The sequence below is a fragment of the Ureibacillus sp. MALMAid1270 genome (assembly GCF_049202975.1).
GTDB lineage: Bacteria > Bacillota > Bacilli > Bacillales_A > Planococcaceae > Ureibacillus.
This window is the reverse complement of record NZ_JBMIRP010000095.1, coordinates 75211-100552: the sequence shown is the minus strand read 5'-3', so window position 1 is coordinate 100552 and position 25342 is coordinate 75211. Positions and strand designations below refer to the sequence as shown.

Here is a 25342-nt window from a genome sequence, read left to right as displayed (position 1 = left end):
TCAATGCATCCACTGTTTCACCCATTGTTTATCGATTATTGTTCTTATTTTAATGGAAACCAAGATTATTTTGAATGCCATGAAGTATTGGAAGAGTATTGGAAAGATATTCCAAGAAGCGATAAGAATCATCCATTAGTCGGATATATTCAACTAGCAACAAGTATGTATCATTGGCGTCGTCAAAATCTTGCTGGTGCTCTAAGAACATTAACGAAAGCCTATAAAAACTTTCAAAAAAATAATAACTCTCCATTTTTTGATTATATTGATTATGATTCATTAATAAATAATTGTCGATCTTCTATTGTGAAGTTAGAACAGGATTGTCCATTTGAAGCGTTTGAACTCCTAATTATCAACCAAGAACTTCAAACATTAGTATCTAATAAAATACGAATTCTACCAAAAGATTCTTATCACTATCTTCTTAATAAACATATGCTTCGTGATCGCTCAGATATACTAAATGCAAGAGATTTAAAAAGAAATCAAAAAAATAAATAGTAATTTCTTAGCAAAAGAAAAAGCAGAGGTACGTTAAATCGTACCATCTGCCCCGTTTATGATCGGTAGACACTTGTTAATAAATGATTCTGTTGCCTCGCATGCCAAAAGCTTTTCATATTGTTTTGAAAGCTCAAGAAGCATAGCCATTGCAATACCCTCGCCTCTATAAGAAGGCATGACCGTAATATGCTGAATCGTCGCGACTTTATCTTGTGTAAAGACGCCAACTAATCCTACAAATTCTTCATCCTTTTTCCAAAGGTACAATTGCCAATGGTCATCATGCTCATACTTTTGCATAGTTTCCATTAATCGCTTTACTTCTTTTTCTTCAGGCATGAACGATAGCAGACCCATTGCTAATTTTTCGAATGATTTTTTATAGCGAACTAACATCTATAACATTCCCTCTTTTATCCCGCCTGTACAGCAAGTTTATTCTCAACCTTATAAATAAAAACATATTAACAATTTAGTAGGTGATCCAACTGCTTGTAAAGGTTCGAAAAATAGAACACAGTACTTATCGCCAAATTCGCTTTTTGCCCTTATTGTTTACAAAATGCCATGAAAGCAATAACTGTGTTACCCAAATCCTGTGGGCTTCAACATATTATTAGAAATAATTCACTTTCTAATAGTAGTTTCACTTTATCATACTTGTTTTAACATCTTTACAATACTACACGATATATTAATTACAAGCAACTAGCTAAATAAATTCAATAATCTAGTAGCTTTTAAGTATTATTGTAAAGATGAATTTGGAATGATGATATATAAGTAGATCAGTGCCCATATAAAACATCCTACGACTAAAAAGCCAAGTATCCACCATTTTGAATTTTTACTCACTTCACACTCACCTGATTCATAGAAAATGGAAGGTCGTTTTGAACAAGATCCTCGTAGCTTTCTCTTTTGATAGCTAATTGATGTTCACCGGATTCAACAAAGACAACTGCAGGGCGTGGAATACGATTGTAGTTTGAGGCCATTGAATAGCCATATGCACCTGTACAAAATACAGCTAATAAGTCTCCAGCTTCAGCTTTTTGTAAAGCAGCATCGATGATTAATTTATCACCAGATTCACACAGTTTACCTGCAACTGTATATGTAAAGTCTCTTTGCTCGTTTGCTTTATTGGCAATTGTCGCTTCATATTTTGCATCGTATAATGCTGGGCGAATATTATCACTCATACCGCCATCGACTGCAATATATTCACGAATCGCTGGAACTGTTTTTTGAGATCCAATTGTATATAGTGAAGTACCTGCATCTCCAACTAATGAACGACCTGGTTCAATCCAAATTTCTGGCATGGATAATTTATATTCTTTTACATTCTCTTGAACCGTTTTAATCATTTCTTCAACATAAACTTTCGGTTCAAGTGGATGGTCTTCCTCAGTATAACGGATACCAAAGCCTCCACCTAAATTTAAAACTGTACATTCAAATTGGAAATTTTCTTTCCAATCACTAATTTTTTCCATTAATTTGCCAGCAGCTAAACTAAAGCCGTCTGTTTCAAAAATTTGAGATCCAATATGACAATGTAATCCTAGTAATTGTAAGTATGGATGATTAACAACTTTTTGGAAAGCTTCATCAGCTTGGCCATTGTTTAAGTCAAAGCCGAATTTAGAGTCAGCTTGTCCTGTCGTGATAAAGTCATGTGTATGTGCTTCAACTCCCGGTGTTACACGAAGTAAGATGCGCATCGCTTGTTGTTTAGCTTCTGAAATCTCTTTTAATAGTTCAATTTCATAGAAGTTATCAACCACGATACAACCAATTTTCGTTTCAAATGCTAACTCAAGTTCAGCATAAGATTTGTTATTACCATGGAAATGAATTCGTTCTGCAGGGAAACCAGACTTAATGGCAGTATATAGTTCACCGCCAGAAACTACATCTAATGATAAATTCTCTTGTTTCGCAACTTGATAGATTGCTACACATGAAAATGCTTTTGATGCATAAGCAACTTCTGCTTTAACCCCTAATTTATTAAATGTATCGATAAATCCTCTTGCACGTTCACGAATTAACTCAAGGTCATAAATGAAAAGTGGAGTACCATATGTTTTCGCTAACTCAACAGTATCTACTCCACCAATTGTTAAATGACCGTTATTTGATATACACTGTGTTCCATATAAATGCATAAACGATCTCTCCTTAAGTTCTCTAGAAATGTAAAAAATACTTTTCTAAAGATAAAAACTTATATGTGAACTTTAACATAGGAAACATCGTTTATGCAATGGTACATTCAAGAACGCTTTCGATATTTCGCCCCGACAATATACGGTCTAATTGCATCATCTGCCATCGGAAACCTAATAAAGACACGTGCGAATGCTTTCGGGAAGAAAGGTACTAATGGCCACATATAAGGCACGTTCATTGGCCTTAAATGGCAGAAGTATGAAAACGTTATAAATAAAGCAATGAAGAAACCATTTGCCCCCCATAAAGCGGTTAAAATAATTATTAAGAATTGGAAATATTTCAATGCTGTACTCAATTCATAAGTTGGAATTGCAAATGAGAAAATCGCAACTACAGCTGTATAGAGTACGACTTCGGAAGAGAATAATCCTACTTCAATCGCAATTTGTCCGATAATTACACCAGCCACTAAGCCCATTGCGGTGGACAGTGGTGTTGGGGTGTGAATAGCGGCGAGTCGTAAATATTCTAACCCTAAACTCGCAATAATTATTTGAAGGAATAATGGAATATTGTTATCCTCTTTGGCTCCGATAAAGGAGAGCGCATCGGGGACATGATATTCATTTGTCGCGAGTAAGTACCAAATCGGCAGTAAAGTTAAACTTAAAAATGCAGCTATATATCTAAGAAGTCTTACCGAAGTACCAATAAATGGTGCTTGTCGGTACTCCTCTGCATGTTGCAATAAATGAAACATCGTCACAGGAACAATAATAACCGATGGCGATGTATCCACTATTATTGCAATATGGCCTTCTAATAAGTGTGCTGCAATTATGTCAGGTCTTTCCGAATATCTGACAAATGGCATAGGATGGAATCTTTGTTTAAATAACCATTCTTCCAGTGATTTATCAGTCATTGTCAGACCATCATGTTTAATCTGCTCAAAGCGCTTTTTAATCCACTCTAAATGTTTATCATTCACGATGTCATTCATATAGCAAATCGCAACATCGGTTTGTCCTAAATCAGATAACTTATGGAGGTTAATTCGTAATTGAGAACTTCTAATTCGACGTCGGATAAGTCCCGCGTTGATGATAATGTTTTCAGCAAAACCATCACGCGATCCTCTAATTACTTTTTCATTATCAGGCTCTTCAGGGGTACGTCCTGGATAATTACGCAACTCTAATGTGTATGCATAACCATGCAACGTAACAATCCCAACTGTCCCACTTAAAACGCTTAATATAAATTCATTTTTGTCTTTTGGTTCCGATTTTCCAAAGAAGTTAAAATGCTCATCGAAATATGCGTCTTCGTCTTCAATATGATCTTTTATCTCATATTTGTCGAAATCCTCACGCTCTAAATAGAGTGGCGTAAGTTGAATCGTTAACGTATTTGAATCGATGAGCCCACTTACATACACAAGAAGTACAGGTAAACTTCTTACGTATACTTCTTTTATACAAATATCAAATGATTCATCTTTACCAAATTGACTAAAACAATAATTTTTTGCCTCGTCTATAGATGTAAAAATCTTGTTGGTCATTTATTCACCGTCTTTTTAGTAGATCTTGTTGCATTATTGGTGTCCATCCAATGTTTTAATTGCGCTAAAATTTTCTTTTCTAGCCTCGACACTTGGACTTGTGATATACCTAGCCTTTCCGCAATATCTGTTTGGGTTAAATCTAAGTAATATCGCAAGTAAATGATGGACTGTTCACGTTTATCGAGTTTCGCTAGTACTTCTTTTAGAGGTACATATTGGAAAGGTAATTCTGATTTTTCATCTTTCATCTGATCCATCAAAGTGATGGAATCCCCTTCACTTTCAAATAGCTGTTCATGTAACGAAGCTGGATCTCTCATAGCATCAGTAGCAACGAGTACTTCATCTTTCGTTACACCTAACATATCTGCTAATTCAGAGATTGAAGGTGGTTTTTCGTTTGTTTTTAAATATTCATCGGTTGCATGTCGAATCTTATAGTTCAACTCGCGGATTGAACGACTCACTTTTACCATTCCATCATCTCGTAAAAATCGTTGAATTTCACCGATAATCATTGGAACAGCATAAGTCGAAAATTTCACATCATAGGATAAATCAAACTTATCAACAGATTTCATGAGCCCGATACATCCAATTTGAAACAAATCCTCAAGCTCCACTCCTCGAGAAGCAAACCTCTGAACAATCGACCAAACGAGCCGCGTATTGCCTTCAATCATTTGCTTTCTTGCTTCAATATCACCAGTTTGTGCTTGAGCAATAAGCTCACGCATCTCCTCCTGTGTCAACAAAACATTGGACGGCTGTTCGATTGTCCTCATCCCCCTTACTTCTTTCAAATACGCCAGGCGTATTCGCGTCCAAAATTATGAAATTTGTGGCATTTTTACAGAGAGAAATTTTTTCGAAAACGTCACCACTGTCCCTACACCAGGTTCCGATTCAACTTGTAAGTTGTCCGCAAAACTTTCCATAATGGTAAAGCCCATTCCAGAACGTTCCATTTCGGCCTTTGATGTGTACAACGGTTCCATCGCTTTCTTCAAATCAGGAATACCTTTTCCTTCATCTTTTACAGCAACAGAAATGACATCCCCTTCTCGTACAGCATGTACCGTCACTAGACCTTTGCCATCTTCGTCATAGCCGTGGATAATTGCATTCGAAACTGCTTCGGATACAATCGTTTTAAATTCAGAAAGTTCATCAATGGTAGGATCTAGCTGAGACACAAAACTTGTTACGGCCATCCTTGCTAAACTTTCATTTTCACTCACAGCTAAGAATGAAAGCGTCATTTCGTTATCCATTCACAATCCCCCTTGCATGCATTATTGCGTCTTGTTCTTTTCCATCCATCATGAACGAAGATAATCCTGAAAACTGGAAAATCTTTTTCATCGTATTCGATGGATTTAATATGATTGTTTGTCCATTTACAGCACGCAGTTCTCTCATGCGCCCTAATATCAACCCTATCCCAGAGCTATCCATAAAGTTTAACTTCTCTAAATTCCAAATAATCGTTCTAAGGCTACCTTGTAAAATAGTTCTGGAAATTTGATCTCGGATTTTTTCAGTTGCATGGTGATCCAGTTCGCCATATAGACGAATGACTGCGATTGTATTTGTGTGCATATTAATTTCAAAATTCATGAATGGTATTCGCCTCCTCTTACAAGGCTATTCCACAATGCACCCCTTTTTTCCTTTTCGTCTGACAATAGTAGAAAGAATTCGTTAAAACTAGTGAAAATCCGACATACTATAGCTATCAATCGACTAAAAGGAACAATCTCTCCTAGTTGTTCTTTTTGTTCTAACTAGGAGCTGCTATGTAAGATGGACAAGGTAAATTAAATGTGAATTTGGCTTTTGTTACTGTATAGAAATTTCACTGCAGTTAAAACAAGCGCGCCAAATATAAACCATTACCATCATTTAGTATGGTAAAAAAGGAAGTATTTTAAACAATAAAAAAGACTATCTTTCAAAATTGTGTTACCCCAATTTTGAAAAATAGTCATATTTTTTATCTACTATTAACTTATTTTTGTACTAGAAAGATCAGTACATTCACGGAATGCAAAATGTTTACATCCAAGGCAAACTCCTCGGTTAACACAACCAATTGCACGGTTTATGGCTTCACCTGTACGTGCAAAGAAATTAGCTTCTCCAATTTCTTTAGTTAAACCGGTTTGATCTAATATTTTTTTCAATTTAGCATTAACCCCAGTTACAAATAGTGTTCCACCTTGACTCTTAAAATCCTTCACTATATTACGGAAATATTCCTCACCCGTCGTATCTATATAAGGAACCTTTGACATACGTAAAATTAATACATTCGGTCTGTAATTGATTGAAGATAAGATCGATTGCTCAAAAGTTTGTGCAGCACCGAAGAATAACGGCCCTTCTATTGTATAGATACTTACTTGTGGACAGTCATGATTAGGTTTCACTACATGTGGTAGAACTTTGCCATGGTGATCATCATGGTCTGGTAGTACTTTTGTGACAATCAACATCTCACTCATTCTTTTTGCAAATAGAATGACCGCTAATAATAACCCTACCATTACGGCAGTTGTTAAACTTGTAAATACTGTTAGTAAAAATGTGATTACTAGAACAAGAGAATCGCCTGATTTCAGTTTTAATATATGAGCAAAATGTTTACGTTCACTCATATTCCAAGCAACAATCATTAATACTGGAGCTAAACTTGCAAGCGGAATATGGACTGCAAGAGGTGCAAAAACAAGTAAAGTTAATAAAACAACTAACCCATGGATTACACCAGACATTGGCGAAACTGCACCCGATTTAATGTTTGTAGCAGTTCGTGCAATGGCACCAGTCGCCGGAATCCCTCCAAAGAACGGAGTGACGATATTCGCAATCCCTTGACCAATTAATTCTTTATTACTATTATGTTTACTATTTGTCATTCCGTCCGCTACAACTGCAGATAAAAGAGATTCAATTCCTCCCAACATCGCAATAACAAACGCAGGTCCTAATAGTAAATATATTTTTTCTATCGTAATTTCAGGAATATGGAATTCTGGTAGAGTACTAGGAATCGCACCATAAGTTGTTCCAATTGTGGCGACTTGCCCGCTGAAAAATAGAGCCGCTACAATAGATGAAACAACAATACCAACTAAAGCTCCAGGTACTTTAGGTAAAATTTTCGGCGTTAATAACTGTATTGACATACAAATAACTGCAATTAAAACACTATAAAAGCTAATTGTATTAAAATGAGAAGCAATTTCTCGAATATTATCGATAAAGTATTCGTGGGATTTTAAACCTGTTAATCCGAAAAAATTACCGATTTGCCCCGTGAAAATGATCACTGCGATTCCTGCTGTAAATCCTACTGTTACTGGTCTAGGAATAAATTTTATTAACACTCCTAATTTAAAAATACCCATGAGGACAAGCATAACCCCTGCCATCAACCCAGCAATTAATAAATTCTCATAACCGTACGCTAATACTACACCTAATAATATAGGAACAAATGCCCCTGTTGGTCCTCCAATTTGGAACCTTGAGCCCCCAAGTAATGAAATGAGGATACCGGCAATAATTGCCGTGTAGATTCCGTATTCTGGTTTCACGCCAGAAGCAATAGCAAATGACATCGCAAGTGGTATAGCAACAATCCCTACTATCGTCCCGGATAATAAATCCTTTTTAAAATGATTAAATGAATAGCCTTCGAATCTCCCTGTCCAAAATTTCCCCATTATATCCCTTCTTCTAGTATGATTTATGCATTTTCTCTTTCGCGTTGCAATTTAACTCGTAAATGTAAAAATTATGAAATTATTCTTATTCTAACATATTTACCTAAAAAATAAAGTTAGTAGCAAATATCTATATTTAAGCTACTAACTTATTAAAAGTCGTCATTGATTGATCCTTATTTAGCGAGGAATCGATAGGCGATATTCATTTAAGTAATAGCTTTAAACTACTTGCAACACCAAAAAAGTGTAATGTCGAGATTATATTACCACCAATTCTGTTATACAACAATATTTTCTTGACTGTACTAACAACTTTCGAACTATTTAAACAAATTCAAAAAAAGCAAATTATCCATGAAATAGTATTCATGAATAATTCGCTTTAAAAGTTTAGGATTTTTTATTCTGTAATGACTGTTTTAATTAACTGTGGAGCTTCCACTTTTTCTTCTGAAATTTCAATATGAGCATACAGTTTTTGAATGACATTTTCCACATCTAACGAATTAGTATGGATTGTTACAATTGTATCTCCAATTTCAACCGCATCTCCAACTTTTTTCTGTAGAACAAGACCCACTGATAAATCAATAGTAGATTCTTTTGTCGCGCGACCAGCCCCTAGCAACATCGCTGCAATACCGATATCATCTGCTTCCATTTTGCTAATGTAGCCAGATTGTTTTGAAGCTACATCGATCTTATATTTTGCTTGTGGTAACAACGAAGGATCGTCAACAACCGCTGGATTTCCACCTTGAGCTTCGATAAATTTCTTAAAGATTTCAAGAGCTGCACCATTTTGGACAACTTCTACTAACATCTTTCTAGCTTCTTCGATTGATTCAGCTTTACCGCCTACAACGATCATTTGAGATCCAAGCGCATAGCACAATTCTTGTAAATCTTCAGGTCCTTCACCTTTTAATGTATCAATCGCTTCTTTCACTTCAAGAGCATTTCCAATTGCGTAACCAAGAGGTTGGCTCATATCTGAAATAATCGCCATTGTTTTACGACCAACATTATTCCCGATTTTTACCATTGCATGTGCAAGTGCTTCAGACTCTTCAAGTGTTTTCATGAATGCACCATCACCAGTTTTTACATCTAGTACAATTGCATCTGCACCTGCTGCAATTTTTTTAGACATAATAGAACTTGCGATTAAAGGAATGCTTGGAACAGTACCAGTTACATCACGCAAAGCATAAAGTTTTTTATCGGCTGGTGTCAGATTTCCACTTTGCCCAATAACCGCCATCTTAATATCATTTACTTGTTTTACAAATTGCTCATTGCTTAGTTCAACATGGAATCCTTCAATAGCCTCAAGTTTATCAATTGTTCCACCAGTATGTCCTAAGCCGCGTCCACTCATTTTAGCAACAGGCACACCACAAGCAGCAACCATGGCAGCTAAAGATAATGTCGTTGTATCCCCTACTCCACCAGTAGAGTGTTTATCGACTTTAATTCCATTAATTTGTGATAAATCAATTTGGTCTCCTGAATGTACCATCGCCATAGTCAAATCAGCGCGTTCACGTTCAGTCATATCCTGAAAGTAAATCGCCATCATTAACGCACTTACTTGGTAATCAGGAATTTCTCCTTTTGTATAACCTTGAACGAAAAAGCTAATTTCTTCTGTTGTTAATTCTTCACCGTTTCGTTTCTTTTCAATAATATCAACCATTCTCATTTTGAGTGGCCTCCCTTTACAACTTCAGTTTATAACATAATTTACTTATTTTAATTCAGACAAAAAGCTTTTACCAAATGGTGGTTCATTGACACTAAAGTTTTCCGCGATTGTAGCTGCGATGTCCGCAAATGTATCGCGAAGTGGAAGCTCTTTTCCTTCTGCAAATCTTGGTGAAATAACAAGTAAAGGTACATATTCACGTGTATGGTCTGTTCCAGGGAATGTTGGGTCATTACCATGGTCCGCCGTAATGATTAATAAATCATCTTCATCTAATTCCATTAGTAATTCAGGTAAACGACGATCAAATTCTTCTAATGCTTCGCCGTAACCAATTGGATCTCTACGATGTCCGTAGTTCGCATCGAAATCAACTAAGTTTAAGAAACTAATTCCGTGGAAATCACGTTTCGCCACTTCAACAATTTGATCCATTCCATCTGTATTGTTTTTCGTACGAATGGCTTCTGTCACACCTTCGTTATTGTAAATGTCTGAAATTTTCCCAATAGCAATAACGTCGAAACCGGAGTCTTTAAGTTCATTCATTGTTGTACGACCAAATGGTTTTAAAGCATAGTCATGTCTATTAGAAGTACGCGAGAAATTACCTGGTGTTCCGACGAACGGACGTGCAATTACTCGACCAACTAAAAATTCTGGTTGTAACGTAATTTCACGTGCGATCTCGCAAATTTTATAAAGTTCTTCTAAAGGAACGATTTCTTCATGAGCAGCGATTTGTAGTACTGGGTCTGCTGATGTATAAACAATGATAGCTCCTGTTTCCATATGTTCTTGCCCTAATTCTTCGATGATTGTTGTTCCACTAGCTGGAATGTTTCCAATCACTTTTCGACCCGTTCTCGCTTCAAGTTGGTCGATTAATTCTTTAGGGAAGCCTTCAGGATACACTTTAAATGGTTTATCGATATTTAGGCCCATAATTTCCCAATGCCCTGTCATTGTATCTTTTCCAACAGAAGCTTCTTGCATTTTTCCAAAATAGGCTTTTGGTTGATCAACTTTTTTCATTCCTTTAATTTCACGGATGTTTGATAATCCGAATGCTTCTAAATTTGGCATATTTAAACCATTCATTTTTTCTGCAATATGCCCTAAAGTATCTGAACCTTCATCGCCAAAGTTTGCAGCATCTGGCGCCTCTCCAATACCAACTGAATCCATAACGATTAGATGTATTTTTTTAAAGGGTTTCATTGTTTTTCCTCCTAAGATGTACTGTTGTTTTCTGTTTTTAAGTTTTTTAGTTTGCTTTTATTGTGGTCGGGAAAATTTGATTCCGACATTGCAGGTGTAAACCTTCCAAAACACCTAGGAAAATAAATTTACCACAAAATTAGAAATCACGCTCTTGGATGGAACTGTTTATATACTTCTGAAAGTCTTGTTTTACTAATATGTGTATAAATTTGAGTTGTTGAAATGTCAGCATGACCGAGCATTTCCTGAACGGCACGTAAATCTGCACCATTTTCAATTAAGTGGGTCGCAAAGCTATGCCTTAAAGTATGGGGCGTAATTTCCTTCTTTATATTCGCCCTTTCCGCATGCTCTTTTAAAAGTTTCCAACAACCTTGTCTTGTTAAGCGTTTCCCTCTTTGATTGATAAAAAACGCATCAGTTTTCGGATACTTTCCTTGTAATCGATCCCGTGCAACTTGCAAATAAGCATCACATGCTTTTATTGCGCTTTTGCCCAGTGGTATGATTCTTTCCTTTCCACCTTTCCCGTACACTCGCACAAAGCCCATTGTTATATGGACATCATTCAAATCTAAACTGATACATTCACTTATACGCATTCCAGTAGCATATAACAACTCAAGCATTGCGACGTCTCGAATGCCCTGCGGTTTACTACGGTCTGGAGCAGCGATAAGGGCATCTATTTCATCAATCGTCAAAACTCTTGGGAGCTTTTGATCGATTTGCGGCATATCTAAGTGTATTGTAGGGTCTGAGTCTGTTACCTTTTCACGCAATAAGAACTGATGAAAAGAGCGGATGGCTGAAATGTGCCGTGCAATAGTTCGCGCTGAGATCCCTTTTGTACGCAATTCATCGAGATGGAGCAATATGTTTGAACGTGTGACGAAATTTAAATTTTCAATTCCTTGTACTGTATGTAAATGTTCAATATAACTTTCTAAATCTCTTTTGTAAGAGGCTAACGTATTTTTTGAAAGTTGCCGTTCCACTTGTAAAAAATGAATATAATCTAACAGCGCGTCTTTAGTATGTTTCACTATCTTCACCTAACCTTCTCACTTGTTATGATAGTTTTTTTTTGGAAAGTGTACAAGATTTATCCCCTAATAATAAGAAAAAAGGAAGTGAATGAACGAATAGAAAAGACGGTCAGCTATTAACGGACCGTCCTAATTCATATTATCATTATTTACTTAACACTTTTCGTAAGTAGCTGCCACCATAAAAACTAGCAAATGAAATAATGAAAGCAAAAACTAATGTACTGACCATATCAAACCCAATAGATACTGTTGTTTCATCATAGATATAATCCATACTAAATTTAATACTAAACACATTAATGATAAAGAATTGAATAATAGTAAACATTAAACCAAAAATCGCGATTTCTTTCATATTCACTTGTCGCACTTTAGATACAACAAATCCAACTGCTAAATAATAATTACAGAAATTAAGAATAGTAAAAGTGCATTTTGGAATAACACATCTGAACCTAGCACGTCCACCATTTCTCTATTTTTCTCACTGTTAAACAATGCTCGGTATGTTAATTTTAATACCCATCATTCACTTGGAATAATCCAAGTAAAGACAAAGTTAGGAATATTCCATAAGTAAAAAATAACTTATGAAATATTTGCATGAACAAAATAAAAAGTACTGTATTCAATTGATACAGTACTCGAGAAGTCTTATTTAGTTTTGTTTCCACTACAACGCCAGCAAATTCCGTGGAATGTAAGTCGATGGTCTTTAATGATAAAGTTCCATCTTCTTTCTACAACAGCTTCCACATCATCTAATAGGTCTTCTTGGATTTCATCTACAGATCCACATTCAATACATACTAAATGGTGATGGAAATGTTTTGCACCTTCTTGACGCAAATCATAACGGGATACACCGTCACCGAAATTAATTTTATCGACAATTTTCAATTCAGTTAATAATTCTAATGTTCGATATACAGTAGCTAACCCAATTTCAGGTGCCTTATCCTTTACTTTCAAAAATACATCTTCAGCGCTTAAATGATCTTCTTCATGTTCTAATAGCACTGCAACTGTCGCTTCTCTTTGCGGCGTCAGCTTATAGCCAGCACTATGTAATTGCTTTTTTATACGATCGATACGGCTTTCCATACGACGCCCTCCTAAACTCACCTCATTATACCAAATGAGTAAAAGTGATTACAAGGGAGGTTTTACATGATTTTCATATTGACGAAATATAGTCATATTATTATGCGCACTTTGTCGTATTTTTTGGCGTACTCGAAAAATTCATTTCATTCATACTAATTTTATTACTTTAAACAATATAAGAAATGACGAGAATCTCAAGAATACAAAGCCCTACAAAACCTGCTAATAGGATATAAAATAGATTTTGTGCAAAAAAATGTCTCCGGTTAGGTCCCACTTTTCTCGACGTATAAACTGAACATAAAATAAGAAGCAATATACAATAAATTAACTGAAACGGGAACCACCATAAACTATATACAATCATCGAATCTTGTTGAGTTAATAAAAAAACAGAGCTAAAGCCAAAGAATGTTGCTCGAACGGCCACTACAAATTGGGCAACAAAAGGAATATAAGGATGCGTTGCAAAAAGTAGTACTAATAAAATTGATACTCCTAATGGTAGAATTGATTGCCATATTGATACATCATTAGGGTCAATTACTCTGGAATCAATCAATTCTATTAATTGTATTGATTTGTCTAGGCTAAAAGCTTGAAAACAAATCACACCGCTCACAAAACTAATTGCTAAAATAACAGCATATTGGATAAGTATAGTAGAACGAAACATAAGCATTCTCCTTTCGTTGATACAGCTTATGCTCGTCCTCTATCAATATGCAAAATTAATAGGTTTAAATTTTTATAAATTAATCTACTAGTTGGTAATGCTGGCTGAATTAATTCTCATGAAAAAATATTTAACAATCTATCAAAAAACGCCCGGTCTCACAGCTGAAATTATGAGTACGATCGGTTTTTATTGAGTTCAAAACTATTTTTGCTCTTGTAGCTTCATCCAAAGAACTGCAAATGCTGTTTTGGCATCATAAATCTTTTGTTCTTTTACCATTTCTTCTGCCTCTTGGAGCGAAACTTCCATAAGTGATACAAATTCATCTTCATCAAGTTCTGCTTTCACATCGATTGTATAAAGTTGTTTAGCAACATAAAGATGAATGACCTCATCTGCAAATCCTGGAGATGTAGCAAATGTTTGAAGGTACGTCAACTCATGGCAGCCATAACCCGTTTCTTCCTCTAACTCCCTTCTAGCAGTATGTTCAGGAGATTCTCCCTTTTCTAACTTCCCAGCAGGAATTTCGATAATTGATCTTTCAAGCGCTTTTCGATATTGCTCTACAAGAATGATTTTACCTTCGTCAGTAATAGGAATTATTGCCACCGCACCTGGATGATTAACAATTTCTCTTTTTGATTCTTTTCCATTTGGAAGGATGACATCATCAACTTTTAAAGAAATGACTTTCCCTTTAAAAATGGGTTCTGAATGTATCGTTTTTTCTTCAAATTTTTTCATGAAAAGGTGTCCTCGCTTGTCCTAATGTTTTGTTTTATTGTACCATTAATATGGAAATAACACAGTTTTGGAAATGAGGTTCTTTACATGAAAAAAAGAACGGTTGGAAAAAGCGATATTGAAATTTCAGAGCTAAGTTTAGGATGCATGTCACTTCCTACTAATCTATCAGAAGCAAAGTCAATTATTGAACTGTCCATTGAAAATGGCATTAATTATTTTGATACTGCCGATTTGTATGATAAAGGAATCAATGAAGAGATCGTTGGTCAATGTTTAAAACCTTTTCGCCATGAAGTCATCGTTGCAACAAAGGTTGGTAATGTATGGAATGAGGACGGAAATGGTTGGCATTGGGATGCTTCCCCTAAGCATATTGAAGAAGGCTTGAAAGATAGTTTGCGCCGATTACAAACAGATTACATTGACATTTACCAGCTCCATGGAGGTACTAAAGAAGATTCGTGGGACGAGATCATCGAATCATTTGAAAAGTTGAAAAAAGATGGCCTTATTCGTGAATATGGTATTTCATCGATTCGTCCAAACGTATTTATTCCATTCGTCCAAAACAGTTCTGCAGTCTCAAACATGATGCAATATAGTCTTCTCGACCGTAGACCAGAAGAATGGTTTGAATCTATTCAACAAGCGGGCACTTCAGTTGTTACACGTGGGTCGATTGCTAAAGGCTTACTAACAAATGAGTGGAAATCACGGGTTGAGCAATCGAAAGGCTATATGTCATATTCAAAAGAGGAATTAGTAGAAGTATTGCAAAAAATCGAGGAAGAATTTGGTGACATTCATGCAGCTGCACTTGCATTTAACCTTAGTCATCCAGTCATTGCTTCCACTGTCATAGGTGCAAGAAATGAAAAGCAGCTTCTTGATAATATTGCCGCATATAAAACAGCTCAACAGATAAAGAATGTAGAGCTACTAAAAAATATCGTTAAGCAAGACATGTACGAAGAGCACCGATGAAAAAATATTTATTACTTTTAGCGGTTGGGTTGCTCATACTTTTCGTATTTTCGAACACCACTTATGAACAGCAAACGCTAGTTCCATCATTAAGAACGATTTTAGCTGATCAACCTTTCTATGATTTGTTAAGCAAAATTGAACTTTCCTATTGGGGAAAAACCATTTCCGTAGAAACTCGTGGCTATTTTTACTTTATTGAATTCTTAATTCGAAAAAGTTTTCACTTCATTGGTTTTGGTCTATTAGCGAGCTTGTTTTATATAGTCTATAGAAAATTCAAATTAAAACTAGCTGTCATATACGCAATACTTACAACTTTTACTCTCGCCTGCCTTGATGAATACCGACAAACCTTTCTTGCTGGTAGAACAGGCGCTTTCCAAGATGTTTTGCTTGATACAACTGGGGCTATTACTTTTATTGTTATATTAAAAATACTATTTTCATTAAGAGAATATATCAAAAATAGAAAAATGAACTCAATGACGAACTGACAATTTTTTGTCAGTTTTTTTATGTTTTCGGTTGGAAGTATCGATTTCTCTCACTATTCTTATTTATTACATTATTCACTGTTTCACCCTATTGCAATTCTTTTATGTACTTGTAATTACTTTACTAGAAGCATTAAAATAGTTTCGTAGTATTGTAAGTTTGATAAATAACTGTTATATTCACTATAAATTCAATTGCAAGGTGAGTTGTACAATTGAATTCAATTACATATAGTGCGATGAAGGCTATGGGGGGACTATAGCTGGAGCAATTTCTGGAGAGTTCGCATTACGCGACGCCGAAGGGTTCACAATCTCAGGCAAAAGGACAGAAGCTAGAAACGAATATTAAATGAAATGATGCATTTACATTTATTTATTCCTCTTCTTCGACTTTTCAGAGATGGTATCCTACCATCTCTTTTTTTATTTTCTTGGAGGGACATTGGGGACAGGCTTTCTGTCCCAGTTCTTGTTTGCGACACAGGGGGGTCACATCATAAATGTCCAATTAGGATACAGAAATCGTGAATCCATCAGAAATGCATTGTTTAGTAATATTAGCAGCAAAATAGCAAATCTAATATTTTTGGAGGCATTCTAATGGCACAGCAAGAGTTAAAACGAGAATTGAAAAACCGACATGTTCAATTGATTGCTATTGGTGGAACGATTGGTACAGGTTTATTTTTAGGATCAGGAGCAGCGATAGAAAAAGCCGGTCCGTCCGTCCTATTTGTATATTTAATCATTGGTGTGGCGCTATTTTTTGTAATGCGCTCATTAGGTGAAATGTTATTATCAAACTCACGCTATTCATCTTTTACAGATTTCGCTACAGATTATTTAGGTGACTGGGCAGGATTTATCACAGGATGGACTTACTGGTTTTGTTGGATTATGACTGCTATGGCAGATATTATTGCGGTTGGTGTTTATGTTCGACACTGGTTTGACATTCCTCAATGGATCCCTGCAATCCTATGTTTAATAATTTTATTAGCCTTGAATTTATTAACTGTAAAATTATTTGGAGAGTTAGAGTTTTGGTTCGCTATTATTAAAGTAATTACGATAGTTGCATTAATAATTATAGGAATTGTGATGATTATTACTGGATTCCAAACAGATACAGGCTATGTGTCAGTTTCAAATTTATGGGAACATGGTGGTTTCTTCCCGAATGGTATTTCAGGATTTTTATTCGCCTTCCAAATGGTAGTATTCGCATTTGTAGGGGTTGAATTAGTAGGGGTTTCTGCAGCTGAAACTGCGGATCCACAAAAAAATATTCCATCAGCGATTAATAAAATCCCTGTCCGCATCTTGCTATTTTATGTCGGAGCGATTTTCGTTATTTTATCTATCAACCCATGGACAGAGTTAAGTGCAGCAAATAGTCCATTTGTACAAGTGTTTACTTTGGTTGGGATTCCAGTAGCGGCTGGTATTATTAATTTCGTCGTCATTACATCTGCAGCTTCTGCCGGGAACAGTGGTTTATTCTCCACTAGCCGCATGATGTTTAACTTAAGTAAAAATAAACAAGGTCCAAAAGCATTCTCCAAGTTAAATAAAAATCACGTACCTGGAAATGCATTGATTGTTTCAGCGATCGTTGTTTCTGTTGGGGCTTTATTAAGCTATTTAGTACCTGAATCTGCTTTTAGCATTGTTACAACGATTAGTGCGATTTGTTTCATTTGGGTGTGGAGTATCATTTTGATTTCTCATTTAGTTTATTTGAAAAAACGTCCAGATTTACACAAAAAATCACATTTCAAAGCACCACTAACACCGTTCATTAACTATGTGGTACTAGTTCTATTCGTGGTGATTTTGGGAATTATGTTTGTTTCCGATGATACAAGACCGGCTTTACTGCTTACGCCGATTTGGTTTATTTTGTTGTTCTTTATTTATGGAATGAGGAAAGCAAAGAAGTAGTTTGTGAGGAATGGAATGAAGTATGGAGAAGCGTTTGTGCGCTTCTCTTTTTTGTTTTGTGGACGGATTGGGTGCGAAGTGGACTTCTATGTTACCTTTGAGGTGGAATTGTGAGCTGTTTGGGCACTGAGTACGGTTCTATGTTGCCTTTGAGGTGGATTTTCGGGATGTTTGGGCAGTGAGAGCCGCTCTATGTTACCTTTGAGGTGGATTTCGGGTCGATTTGGGCACAGAGAACGGGTCTATGTTACCTTTGAGGTGGATTTTCGGGCTGTTTGGGCACTTAGAGCCGCTCTATGTTACCTTTGAGGTGGATTACGGGTCGATTTGGGCACTTAGAGCCGCTCTATGTTACCTTTCAGGTGGATTTTCGAGCTGTTTGGGCACTGAGAGCCGCTCTATGTTACTTTTGAGGTGGATTTTCGAGCTGTTTGGGCACTGAGAACCGTTCTATGTTACCATTCACATGGATTTCGGGTCGATTTGGGCACAGAGAAAAATGATAATGGACAAAACCCAACCTTTTCCATCGAAATGTATCCAATAAACTGTTTCTTATGGATACTTCAACCTCTTTTTCACCAAGTTTTGTCCATTAACCCGCTTCATATGGACATTCCACCTTTTTTTCAACCTGGTTTTGTCCATTAACCTGCCTCTTATGGACACTCCACTAACTTTTCCAGCAAGTTTTGTCCATTAACCTGCCTCTTATGGACATTCCACTAACTTTTTCACCAAGTTTTGTCCATTAACCTGCCTCTTATGGACATTCCACTATCTTTTTCACCGAGTTTTGTCCATTTACTCGCTTGTAATGGACATTCCACCTACTTTTCAACCTGGTTTTGTCCATTAACACACTTCTTATGGACATTCCACTAACTTTTTCACCAAGTTTTGTCCATTAACCCGCCTCTTATGGACACTCCACTAACTTTTCCAGCAAGTTTTGTCCATTAACACACTTCTTATGGACATTCCACCTACTTTTCAACCTGGTTTTGTCCATTAACACGCTTCTTATGGACACTCCACCTACCTTTCAATCAGGTTTTGTCCATTAACACGCTTCTTATGGACACTCCACCTACTTTTCAACCTGGTTTTGTCCATTAACACGCCTCTTATGGACACTCCACTAACTTTTCCAGCAAGTTTTCTCCATTAACACGCTTCTTATGGACACTCCACCTACCTTTCAACCAGGTTCTGTCCATTAACCTGCCTCTTATGGACACTCCACTAACTTTTCCAGCAAGTTTTCTCCATTAACCCGCTTCATATGGACATTCCACCTTTTTTTCAACCAGGTTTTGTCCATTAACACGCCTCTTATGGACACTCCACTAACTTTTCCAGCAAGTTTTGTCCATTAACTCGCTTGTAATGGACATTCCACCTACTTTTCAACCTGGTTTTGTCCATTAACACACTTCTTATGGACATTCCACTAACTTTTTCACCAAGTTTTGTCCATTAACCCGCTTCATATGGACATTCCACCTACTTTTCAACCTGGTTTTGTCCATTAACCCGCCTCTTATGGACACTCCACTAATTTTTCCAGCAGGTTTTGTCCATTAACCCACTTCTTATGGACATTCCACTAACTTTTCCAGCAAGTTTTGTCCATTATTCCACGCCCTCGAGCAATACACCATGTACACTTGCCACCGCGCACCTCAAACTTCCCTCACTAACCCCCAATCAACCTAAAACTTCGATCCTTGATCCCCGTACTTCTCAAGTAATTCTTCGAAGCTCATGTTTTTTTCGCGTTGTTTACGTTCGAATGCGCGTTGTGCTTCTAGTTCTGCTTCTTTGGCTTGTTGTTCTTCCACCAAGTTTTTCTTAGTTAGTTTTAATTTCGCTAGGACGTCACTGTTTAATTGATCTTGTAATGTTACTGATTCATTTTTTCCTAAATCACTAACATTTGTTGTTTGAGCAAAACCATTTTGTTTTTTATTTTTAGCCATTTTTCATTACCTACTTTCATATATTACTGTCATTTCGCGGTGGAATTGTGAACCAATCGTTTATTTCTTGCGTAAAATATAATAAAGAAGAGTACGCTTACATTGGAAACACTCACTTCGTAATGAGATTTTACCAAATTCCCCATACAATTACGACATGATTTTAATTAATACTACGTTTACAATCCTATGTTACAATAGTTTTATCGATGTGTTACTTAAGGGTTTGAATATCTCAAAATTTTAAGAGATCGAGGTGTTTTTATGAAACGTGGAAGAGTCTTTTTATTCTCTAGTATTTTTACAACCGCCTTATCTGCAGCAACAACTGTATTCGGTATATTTGTAACGAATAAACTAATGTACATTAAAAAGAAAGACGACCGATTTATCTATGACCGTGAAATAAAAGCACAACGTTTTGATGAAGCTTGGTATAAAAATTGTCGTAAAGAAGAAATGTTAATTGATTCACCAAACGGTTACCAAGTGAAAGGTGTATTTTTACAACCACTTGACACAAAAAATACCGTAATTATTAGCCATGGTGTTACAGAAAACAAAATGAATTCTATGAAGTACGCGAGAATGTATGAACGACTTGGATTTAATACTTTTGTTTTTGATCACAGAAGACACGGAGAATCAGGTGGAAAAACAACAAGTTATGGACATTATGAGAAGTTTGATTTGCAAGCGGTAGTGCAAACAGTGAGATCGATTATTGGAGATGATGCTATTTTAGGAATTCACGGAGAATCAATGGGGGCTGCAACGACACTACTATATGCTGGATCTATTGAAGACAATGCAGATTTCTATATTGCAGATTGTGCTTTCTCTGATTTCTCGAAGCAAGTCTCTCATGTAATAAAGAAATCAACAGTATTACGTACGCAACTACCTGTTCATCTAGCTAATATTTTCCTAAGAATACGTGATGGTTATTCGATTTGGGATGTGTCACCAAAAGAAGCTGTGTCGAATATCGAATCACCTATCCTTTTCGTTCATAGCCTTCAGGACGATTTCATTTTACCGGAAATGTCAGAAGAAATGTATGAAGTGAAAAAAGGACCGAAGATGTTCAAAAAGTTTGAAAAAGGGGCCCATGCACAATCCTTCAACGACAACCCAGTCGAGTACGAAAAAACCGTCAAAGAATTTTTAGAGAAATACGTTTTCAATCAAGCCAACCTACAATCCGTGAGTGAAGAAACTTAACAACCGACCAAAAAATAAATTAAGGCGCGCCGACTCTCAATCCGGTGCGCTTTTCACATTTCCAAACACTTATAAAAAACTAAAAAACAACAGCTACGTAAGTAAAACTGTTGTTAGGTAGATTTTTTATTTATCTTGTAATTTGTTCATTTGGGCCATCATTTGACGAACTTGTTTTTCTGATGGTTTACGTCCCATTTGAGACATCATTACACGGATCATTTGTTCATTAATTGGTGGGTTTTCTTTTAAATATTTCATCATATATTGACGGGCAATAAAGAAACCTAAGAAAGTGCCCCCTATTAAAGCAACTACGATAAGTAAAATTCCTAACCATATTGGCATCATGCTGTAACCAACCTCCTCCACAATAACGCTTGTCTTCGAGAAAAACTCTCCATGAAGGATTATACACTATAACTTCAGTTGTTTCTAGCATTTCAAAAGTTTTTTCTATATACCCACGCAATTCATAATATTTCTTCTAGTAAGCAAGGTGCTTAATGGGCTTCAACCAACCGCATTCTGCCTCTTGTGTGTTAAAAGCTAGGAACGAATCATTGACTTGACCTAAAGTTTGGAATAAATCCAAATCAAGCATTCGTGATCCTTCGCAAACTGCTTCTATATAGTATTTACGCATTTTTAATTTTATTTCGCCTTTAATTTGATGTTTTATTTTTAATGTATCCTCCGCAACACAAGTCGTTGGAAAACGATCTTGAATATGTTGAAAGATTTGATTTACATTCGCCTCTTCTAAAGGTTTACAGATAAAACTCAGTTCCATACTCACAGAGGACTCCTTTACTTTGTCTGTTGATTGGACCATTTCTAAAAGCATGCGTTCTCTACCAAATATAAATGATTGATATTCTTTTCTTATATTAAAAATTGAATAAATTCTCATAATTATTTGTCCTCCCTTCCTTATTTGCCATTATAACCGAAACTTTCTGAATATTTTGTCACAAACTGTCACACATTCAGTTCTATTTTTGTCAAAATATCGAGGAAACGCATAAATAGCACTCTATTCCTATACCATCTCAGCCTCTAGACCTACTTCAAAATCCATTTACAGTCCGTTTTAGGAAAACAGAATAGAAGATAAGATAAGGATATTAGTAAAACTTGGTTAAGTGCCAAACCTATTGGTGATTAGCCTTAGTTGCACTTATGCAGATCATATCTGCCAAACGAAAGGAGCTAAACAAAATGAAAAAACTTTTACTATTAATTGCTGGTGGTGTCACTCTTATCATAGCACTTGCGATGGTAGGTCCAATGATAGGTCTTGCATTTTCAGCACTGCTTGTTTTCCTAGCAATGCACTTCTACGTGAAAAGTAAATCATCTTTCTCAAAAGTCATATGGGTTATTCTTGGGATTATCGGGATTTTATCCGCTATCTCAAACATTCCAGCTATCATCGGAATTGTCGCTATCGTAATCCTTTATGTACTTTATAAAAAATGGAAAGACGAAGACGTAAAAGTAGAATTCCCTACTAAAAGCAAATCAAATGATCCATTCACAAACTTTGAAAGAGAATGGTCTAACTTAACAAAATAATTCCCAGTGATATGGGGGCCTCCCCCACCTAAGTCAAATTTAAGGAGAGAACAAAATGACAAGTTTATTAACAAGATTTAAATACCAAATTCAAGCAGATTTACACGAATTCTTTGATAAAAAGGAAAGCAAAAATCCAATCGCTATGTTAAACCAATACATTCGTGAAGCAGAAAAACAAACAGAACAAACAGGTAAGTTACTTACTCGCCAAGTGGAACTAAAAAATAAACTAGAACGCGAATTAAAAGAAGCTACAGCTATGCTTGAAAAACGTTCAACACAATTAGCACTTGCTATTGACGCTAACGAAGCAGATTTAATTGCCTTTGCAAAACAAGAAGTGGAAGTATACACTGTTCGTCAATCGACTTTACAAGCTAGTATTGAAACAACAAAAGTACAAGTGTTTGAATTAGAAAGTAAATATGAAACAATGAAACATAAAATTAAAGATATGAAAGTACGACAATTGCAATTGATGGGTAAAGAGAACGTGATCCGCGCACACCATAAAATGGATCATGTGATTGAATCAAATAACGAAACAAGCTTTGAAGACTTATCAGCTTATATTGACCATCTATCTACTAAAATTGATAACAAATATGAAGTGACTATGCTTGAATCTCGTTTAGCACAATTAGAGAAAAAGAATTCAGTTCCTAATACAGAAGTAGTTACAACAAGCGAAGTTATATAATGGTATAATAGTGTGGAATTAGGGAGCGATATATCCTTTGGACTATTAGCCCTGCGCCGGAAAATGAGGAAGGGTGTCGAAATATTGACATCCTCTCTTCTACTTTCACCAAAACCAATAAAAAGGAGGTACCCACTTTGAATAAATACACAACAGATCAACTGACTACCTCACTTATCATTCTTCTTTTAATTGTATTTACTGAGCTTACAGTTTTTAATAATGGTGGTGCCTTCTTACTCATTATTACGGGGTTTTTATTTTACTTTAGTTTTAAAAAGCGCAAAAAAGCTCTGTTTTGGATTGGTTGCTTCTTTGCATTTTTAGCTGTTATGGCAGTTTTAACTTTAAGACTATTTGTAATTGCGATCTTAATTTACATGCTTTATAAACAATATAAAAAACCACAAGACGACATTATTGTAAGTGGAGATGCCTTTGAGAAAGGTTCGATACATAAAAATGATTTTATCGGAATTACATCTCCCCCACTTGAAGCATACAAGTGGCAAGACGTTCAAATTCAACGATTTCTTGGTGACATTACAATCGATACGACTCAAACAATTTTACCAAATGGTACTTCCGTCATTTCAATAAGACAGGCTATTGGAAAAGTAACGGTTGTGGTTCCATACGATATTCCATTCCGTTTGCAATATACAACCATATTAGGTGAAGTGAAACTACCTCAAAAACCATCAAAACGGTTAATGAATGAACATATTGTAGTTGAAGACGGTGAACCCGTTGAGGCAAAACGAAAGCTTGTCATCCACGTTGCAACCTGGTTAGGTGATGTGGAGGTGGTTCGACAATGATTAACTTTATAGTCCGAACATTTACAATGTGTATGCTACTAAGTACGATGGTCTTTCTATTCTTTTACTTCCTTTTAGGTGAACCTGTCGAAGAAACATTTAGACCACTATGGGAAGAACAATTTAATAACATCCCGCTAGTAGCTTATTTTGGAATTACAATTTTCGTTGTAAGTTGTATGATTAGCATTTGGATGGCCATCGCTTCAAAAACAAAAGAAATCGTAGCCATTCGATATGTAAAACAATTAGTGGATCCTGAATTTTCATTGGAGAAGAAAAAAAATATCCCAAGGTCATTAAGAAAAGCATTACTTCAAACAAGTGAATTAATAGAAACTCAGCGCAAAAGCTTACAAAAATTAACGAATGAACGCGTTGATTCAAATGACGCGATAATTCAAGAACGAATCGTTCAAGAAAGACAACGATTAGCTCGTGAATTACACGATTCCGTTTCACAGCAACTGTTCGCTGCTTCCATGTTATTATCAGCCTTAACTGAGCAAGCTCATGGCGAAGAAAAATCACAAAAAACATTAAATCAAGTTGAAAAAGTAGTCCAACAAGCACAGCTTGAAATGCGCGCATTATTGTTACACTTACGCCCTATTGCCCTTCGCAATAATACATTAGCTGAAGGATTAACAGGACTTGTTATTGAATTAAAGCAAAAAGTAAACTTCCAAATAGATTATAAAATTGAAGAAATGGAGCTTTCTAAAGCAGAAGAAGATCATTTATTCCGCATTGCTCAGGAAGCTCTATCGAACACATTGCGCCACTCTAAAGCAACGGAAGTAGAATTATTATTAATTGCTCGGGATAATGTCGCTATCTTACGTATTCAAGACAATGGCCGAGGCTTTAACGTCGAGGAGGACAATAAAACTACTTCGTACGGCTTAAAAAATATTGCCGAACGGGCGGTGGAAATCGGCTGTACGTATAAAATCGTTTCTGTTCCTGGTGAAGGAACGATTGTGGAAGTAAAGGTGCCGTTAAAGAAGAGAAACGGTGCTGAAGTTGAGTTGAAAACTAATGATGTTTCAGATTCACTGGAATAGTTGGTTGGGAATGAATTTTGA

General features: G+C 36.0%; 26 protein-coding genes and 1 riboswitch. Of the genes, 9 read left to right on the top strand and 17 right to left on the bottom strand.

What is annotated here, in order from left to right; genetic code table 11:
- The first annotated feature begins 3 nt into the window (after positions 1-3).
- Positions 4-507, top strand: a complete 504-nt coding sequence (locus tag ACOQFO_RS14175; protein WP_421690314.1) for a DUF309 domain-containing protein — start codon at positions 4-6, stop codon at positions 505-507.
- A 33-nt stretch (positions 508-540) separates the two neighbouring features.
- Here the strand turns inward: ACOQFO_RS14175 and ACOQFO_RS14170 are convergent, their stop codons facing one another.
- The 14 genes from ACOQFO_RS14170 to ACOQFO_RS14105 all read right to left on the bottom strand — a co-directional run bounded on the left by ACOQFO_RS14170 (position 541) and on the right by ACOQFO_RS14105 (position 14515).
- On the bottom strand, positions 541-906 hold the full coding sequence (locus tag ACOQFO_RS14170) for a GNAT family N-acetyltransferase (protein ID WP_421690313.1): 366 nt from the start codon (positions 904-906) through the stop codon (positions 541-543).
- A gap of 455 nt (positions 907-1361) precedes the next feature.
- Positions 1362-2687: a diaminopimelate decarboxylase gene (gene lysA, locus ACOQFO_RS14165; RefSeq protein WP_421690312.1), complete on the bottom strand. Its 1326-nt coding sequence runs from the start codon at positions 2685-2687 to the stop codon at positions 1362-1364.
- Between the two features lie 107 nt (positions 2688-2794).
- Positions 2795-4261 carry a spore germination protein gene (locus tag ACOQFO_RS14160; protein WP_421690311.1) on the bottom strand — a complete coding sequence of 489 codons (1467 nt, stop codon included), beginning with the start codon at positions 4259-4261 and terminating at the stop codon, positions 2795-2797.
- Positions 4258-5049 carry a SigF/SigG family RNA polymerase sporulation sigma factor gene (locus tag ACOQFO_RS14155; protein WP_421690310.1) on the bottom strand — a complete coding sequence of 264 codons (792 nt, stop codon included), beginning with the start codon at positions 5047-5049 and terminating at the stop codon, positions 4258-4260. Before ACOQFO_RS14155 ends, ACOQFO_RS14160 begins: the two co-directional genes overlap by 4 nt.
- A gap of 45 nt (positions 5050-5094) precedes the next feature.
- Positions 5095-5538, bottom strand: a complete 444-nt coding sequence (gene spoIIAB, locus ACOQFO_RS14150) for an anti-sigma F factor (RefSeq protein WP_421690309.1) — start codon at positions 5536-5538, stop codon at positions 5095-5097.
- Positions 5531-5884, bottom strand: coding sequence for an STAS domain-containing protein (locus ACOQFO_RS14145; RefSeq protein ID WP_421690308.1), 354 nt, complete (start codon positions 5882-5884; stop codon positions 5531-5533). The genes spoIIAB and ACOQFO_RS14145 overlap by 8 nt, the downstream gene beginning before the upstream one ends.
- Before the next feature lie 386 nt (positions 5885-6270).
- A complete protein-coding gene (locus ACOQFO_RS14140; RefSeq protein ID WP_421690307.1) occupies positions 6271-7995 on the bottom strand; it encodes a SulP family inorganic anion transporter in 1725 nt (574 codons plus the stop codon).
- A gap of 403 nt (positions 7996-8398) precedes the next feature.
- The gene (locus ACOQFO_RS14135) at positions 8399-9703 is read right to left on the bottom strand and encodes a pyrimidine-nucleoside phosphorylase (RefSeq protein ID WP_421690306.1); all 1305 of its coding nucleotides are present in this window, start codon (positions 9701-9703) and stop codon (positions 8399-8401) included.
- Between the two features lie 45 nt (positions 9704-9748).
- Entirely contained in the window at positions 9749-10927 is a 1179-nt protein-coding gene (gene deoB / locus ACOQFO_RS14130; RefSeq protein WP_421690305.1) for a phosphopentomutase, read from the bottom strand.
- Positions 10928-11073: 146 nt separating this feature from the next.
- Complete coding sequence (xerD, locus tag ACOQFO_RS14125) at positions 11074-11976, bottom strand: site-specific tyrosine recombinase XerD (RefSeq protein ID WP_421690440.1); 903 nt, start codon at positions 11974-11976, stop codon at positions 11074-11076.
- Between the two features lie 148 nt (positions 11977-12124).
- Complete coding sequence (locus ACOQFO_RS14120) at positions 12125-12352, bottom strand: hypothetical protein (protein WP_421690304.1); 228 nt, start codon at positions 12350-12352, stop codon at positions 12125-12127.
- A gap of 284 nt (positions 12353-12636) precedes the next feature.
- On the bottom strand, positions 12637-13086 hold the full coding sequence (locus tag ACOQFO_RS14115) for a Fur family transcriptional regulator (RefSeq protein WP_421690303.1): 450 nt from the start codon (positions 13084-13086) through the stop codon (positions 12637-12639).
- A 169-nt stretch (positions 13087-13255) separates the two neighbouring features.
- Positions 13256-13765, bottom strand: a complete 510-nt coding sequence (locus ACOQFO_RS14110) for a hypothetical protein (RefSeq protein WP_421690302.1) — start codon at positions 13763-13765, stop codon at positions 13256-13258.
- Positions 13766-13969: 204 nt separating this feature from the next.
- The gene (locus tag ACOQFO_RS14105) at positions 13970-14515 is read right to left on the bottom strand and encodes an NUDIX domain-containing protein (protein WP_421690301.1); all 546 of its coding nucleotides are present in this window, start codon (positions 14513-14515) and stop codon (positions 13970-13972) included.
- A gap of 87 nt (positions 14516-14602) precedes the next feature.
- On the opposite strand from ACOQFO_RS14105, the gene ACOQFO_RS14100 reads away from it, so the two are divergent.
- From ACOQFO_RS14100 to ACOQFO_RS14090, 3 genes are all read left to right on the top strand, one after another.
- The gene (locus ACOQFO_RS14100; RefSeq protein ID WP_421690300.1) at positions 14603-15502 is read left to right on the top strand and encodes an aldo/keto reductase; all 900 of its coding nucleotides are present in this window, start codon (positions 14603-14605) and stop codon (positions 15500-15502) included.
- The gene (locus ACOQFO_RS14095) at positions 15499-15999 is read left to right on the top strand and encodes a VanZ family protein (RefSeq protein ID WP_421690299.1); all 501 of its coding nucleotides are present in this window, start codon (positions 15499-15501) and stop codon (positions 15997-15999) included. Before ACOQFO_RS14100 ends, ACOQFO_RS14095 begins: the two co-directional genes overlap by 4 nt.
- A 265-nt stretch (positions 16000-16264) precedes the next feature.
- Positions 16265-16341, top strand: a riboswitch (glycine riboswitch).
- 261 nt (positions 16342-16602) lie between these two features.
- A complete protein-coding gene (locus ACOQFO_RS14090; RefSeq protein WP_421690298.1) occupies positions 16603-17946 on the top strand; it encodes an amino acid permease in 1344 nt (447 codons plus the stop codon).
- Positions 17947-19661: 1715 nt separating this feature from the next.
- On the opposite strand, the gene ACOQFO_RS14085 is transcribed toward ACOQFO_RS14090, so the two are convergent.
- Positions 19662-19928, bottom strand: coding sequence for a YqkE family protein (locus ACOQFO_RS14085; protein WP_421690297.1), 267 nt, complete (start codon positions 19926-19928; stop codon positions 19662-19664).
- 264 nt (positions 19929-20192) lie between these two features.
- On the opposite strand from ACOQFO_RS14085, the gene ACOQFO_RS14080 reads away from it, so the two are divergent.
- Positions 20193-21152, top strand: a complete 960-nt coding sequence (locus tag ACOQFO_RS14080) for an alpha/beta hydrolase (protein ID WP_421690296.1) — start codon at positions 20193-20195, stop codon at positions 21150-21152.
- Between the two features lie 126 nt (positions 21153-21278).
- Here ACOQFO_RS14080 and ACOQFO_RS14075 read toward each other — a convergent pair whose 3' ends face one another.
- Positions 21279-21500: a YneF family protein gene (locus tag ACOQFO_RS14075; RefSeq protein ID WP_421690439.1), complete on the bottom strand. Its 222-nt coding sequence runs from the start codon at positions 21498-21500 to the stop codon at positions 21279-21281.
- A 139-nt stretch (positions 21501-21639) separates the two neighbouring features.
- A complete protein-coding gene (sirA, locus tag ACOQFO_RS14070) occupies positions 21640-22065 on the bottom strand; it encodes a sporulation inhibitor of replication protein SirA (RefSeq protein ID WP_421690295.1) in 426 nt (141 codons plus the stop codon).
- Between the two features lie 308 nt (positions 22066-22373).
- Here sirA and ACOQFO_RS14065 point away from each other — a divergent pair, with 308 nt between their 5' ends.
- The 4 genes from ACOQFO_RS14065 (at position 22374) to ACOQFO_RS14050 (ending at position 25321) form a co-directional block, all read left to right on the top strand.
- Positions 22374-22730 (top strand): ABC transporter permease, encoded by a 357-nt coding sequence (locus ACOQFO_RS14065; RefSeq protein ID WP_421690294.1) that lies wholly within the window; start codon positions 22374-22376, stop codon positions 22728-22730.
- A 55-nt stretch (positions 22731-22785) separates the two neighbouring features.
- Entirely contained in the window at positions 22786-23433 is a 648-nt protein-coding gene (locus ACOQFO_RS14060; RefSeq protein ID WP_421690293.1) for a PspA/IM30 family protein, read from the top strand.
- A gap of 137 nt (positions 23434-23570) precedes the next feature.
- Complete coding sequence (gene liaF / locus ACOQFO_RS14055; protein WP_421690292.1) at positions 23571-24254, top strand: cell wall-active antibiotics response protein LiaF; 684 nt, start codon at positions 23571-23573, stop codon at positions 24252-24254.
- Positions 24251-25321: a sensor histidine kinase gene (locus tag ACOQFO_RS14050; protein WP_421690291.1), complete on the top strand. Its 1071-nt coding sequence runs from the start codon at positions 24251-24253 to the stop codon at positions 25319-25321. Before liaF ends, ACOQFO_RS14050 begins: the two co-directional genes overlap by 4 nt.
- The last annotated feature ends 21 nt before the right edge of the window (positions 25322-25342 follow it).

Coding starts and splice junctions, on each gene's coding strand:
- ACOQFO_RS14135 (WP_421690306.1), bottom strand. CDS start 9,703: ATGAGAATGGTTGATATTATTGAAAAGAAACGAAACGGTGAAGAATTA.
- sirA (WP_421690295.1), bottom strand. CDS start 22,065: ATGAGAATTTATTCAATTTTTAATATAAGAAAAGAATATCAATCATTT.
- ACOQFO_RS14110 (WP_421690302.1), bottom strand. CDS start 13,765: ATGTTTCGTTCTACTATACTTATCCAATATGCTGTTATTTTAGCAATT.
- ACOQFO_RS14140 (WP_421690307.1), bottom strand. CDS start 7,995: ATGGGGAAATTTTGGACAGGGAGATTCGAAGGCTATTCATTTAATCAT.
- ACOQFO_RS14090 (WP_421690298.1), top strand. CDS start 16,603: ATGGCACAGCAAGAGTTAAAACGAGAATTGAAAAACCGACATGTTCAA.
- ACOQFO_RS14095 (WP_421690299.1), top strand. CDS start 15,499: ATGAAAAAATATTTATTACTTTTAGCGGTTGGGTTGCTCATACTTTTC.
- ACOQFO_RS14115 (WP_421690303.1), bottom strand. CDS start 13,086: ATGGAAAGCCGTATCGATCGTATAAAAAAGCAATTACATAGTGCTGGC.
- ACOQFO_RS14060 (WP_421690293.1), top strand. CDS start 22,786: ATGACAAGTTTATTAACAAGATTTAAATACCAAATTCAAGCAGATTTA.
- ACOQFO_RS14050 (WP_421690291.1), top strand. CDS start 24,251: ATGATTAACTTTATAGTCCGAACATTTACAATGTGTATGCTACTAAGT.
- lysA (WP_421690312.1), bottom strand. CDS start 2,687: ATGCATTTATATGGAACACAGTGTATATCAAATAACGGTCATTTAACA.
- ACOQFO_RS14075 (WP_421690439.1), bottom strand. CDS start 21,500: ATGCCAATATGGTTAGGAATTTTACTTATCGTAGTTGCTTTAATAGGG.
- ACOQFO_RS14080 (WP_421690296.1), top strand. CDS start 20,193: ATGAAACGTGGAAGAGTCTTTTTATTCTCTAGTATTTTTACAACCGCC.
- ACOQFO_RS14155 (WP_421690310.1), bottom strand. CDS start 5,049: ATGAGGACAATCGAACAGCCGTCCAATGTTTTGTTGACACAGGAGGAG.
- ACOQFO_RS14175 (WP_421690314.1), top strand. CDS start 4: ATGCATCCACTGTTTCACCCATTGTTTATCGATTATTGTTCTTATTTT.
- deoB (WP_421690305.1), bottom strand. CDS start 10,927: ATGAAACCCTTTAAAAAAATACATCTAATCGTTATGGATTCAGTTGGT.
- ACOQFO_RS14160 (WP_421690311.1), bottom strand. CDS start 4,261: ATGACCAACAAGATTTTTACATCTATAGACGAGGCAAAAAATTATTGT.
- ACOQFO_RS14100 (WP_421690300.1), top strand. CDS start 14,603: ATGAAAAAAAGAACGGTTGGAAAAAGCGATATTGAAATTTCAGAGCTA.
- ACOQFO_RS14105 (WP_421690301.1), bottom strand. CDS start 14,515: ATGAAAAAATTTGAAGAAAAAACGATACATTCAGAACCCATTTTTAAA.
- ACOQFO_RS14170 (WP_421690313.1), bottom strand. CDS start 906: ATGTTAGTTCGCTATAAAAAATCATTCGAAAAATTAGCAATGGGTCTG.
- ACOQFO_RS14145 (WP_421690308.1), bottom strand. CDS start 5,884: ATGAATTTTGAAATTAATATGCACACAAATACAATCGCAGTCATTCGT.
- spoIIAB (WP_421690309.1), bottom strand. CDS start 5,538: ATGGATAACGAAATGACGCTTTCATTCTTAGCTGTGAGTGAAAATGAA.
- ACOQFO_RS14085 (WP_421690297.1), bottom strand. CDS start 19,928: ATGGCTAAAAATAAAAAACAAAATGGTTTTGCTCAAACAACAAATGTT.
- ACOQFO_RS14065 (WP_421690294.1), top strand. CDS start 22,374: ATGAAAAAACTTTTACTATTAATTGCTGGTGGTGTCACTCTTATCATA.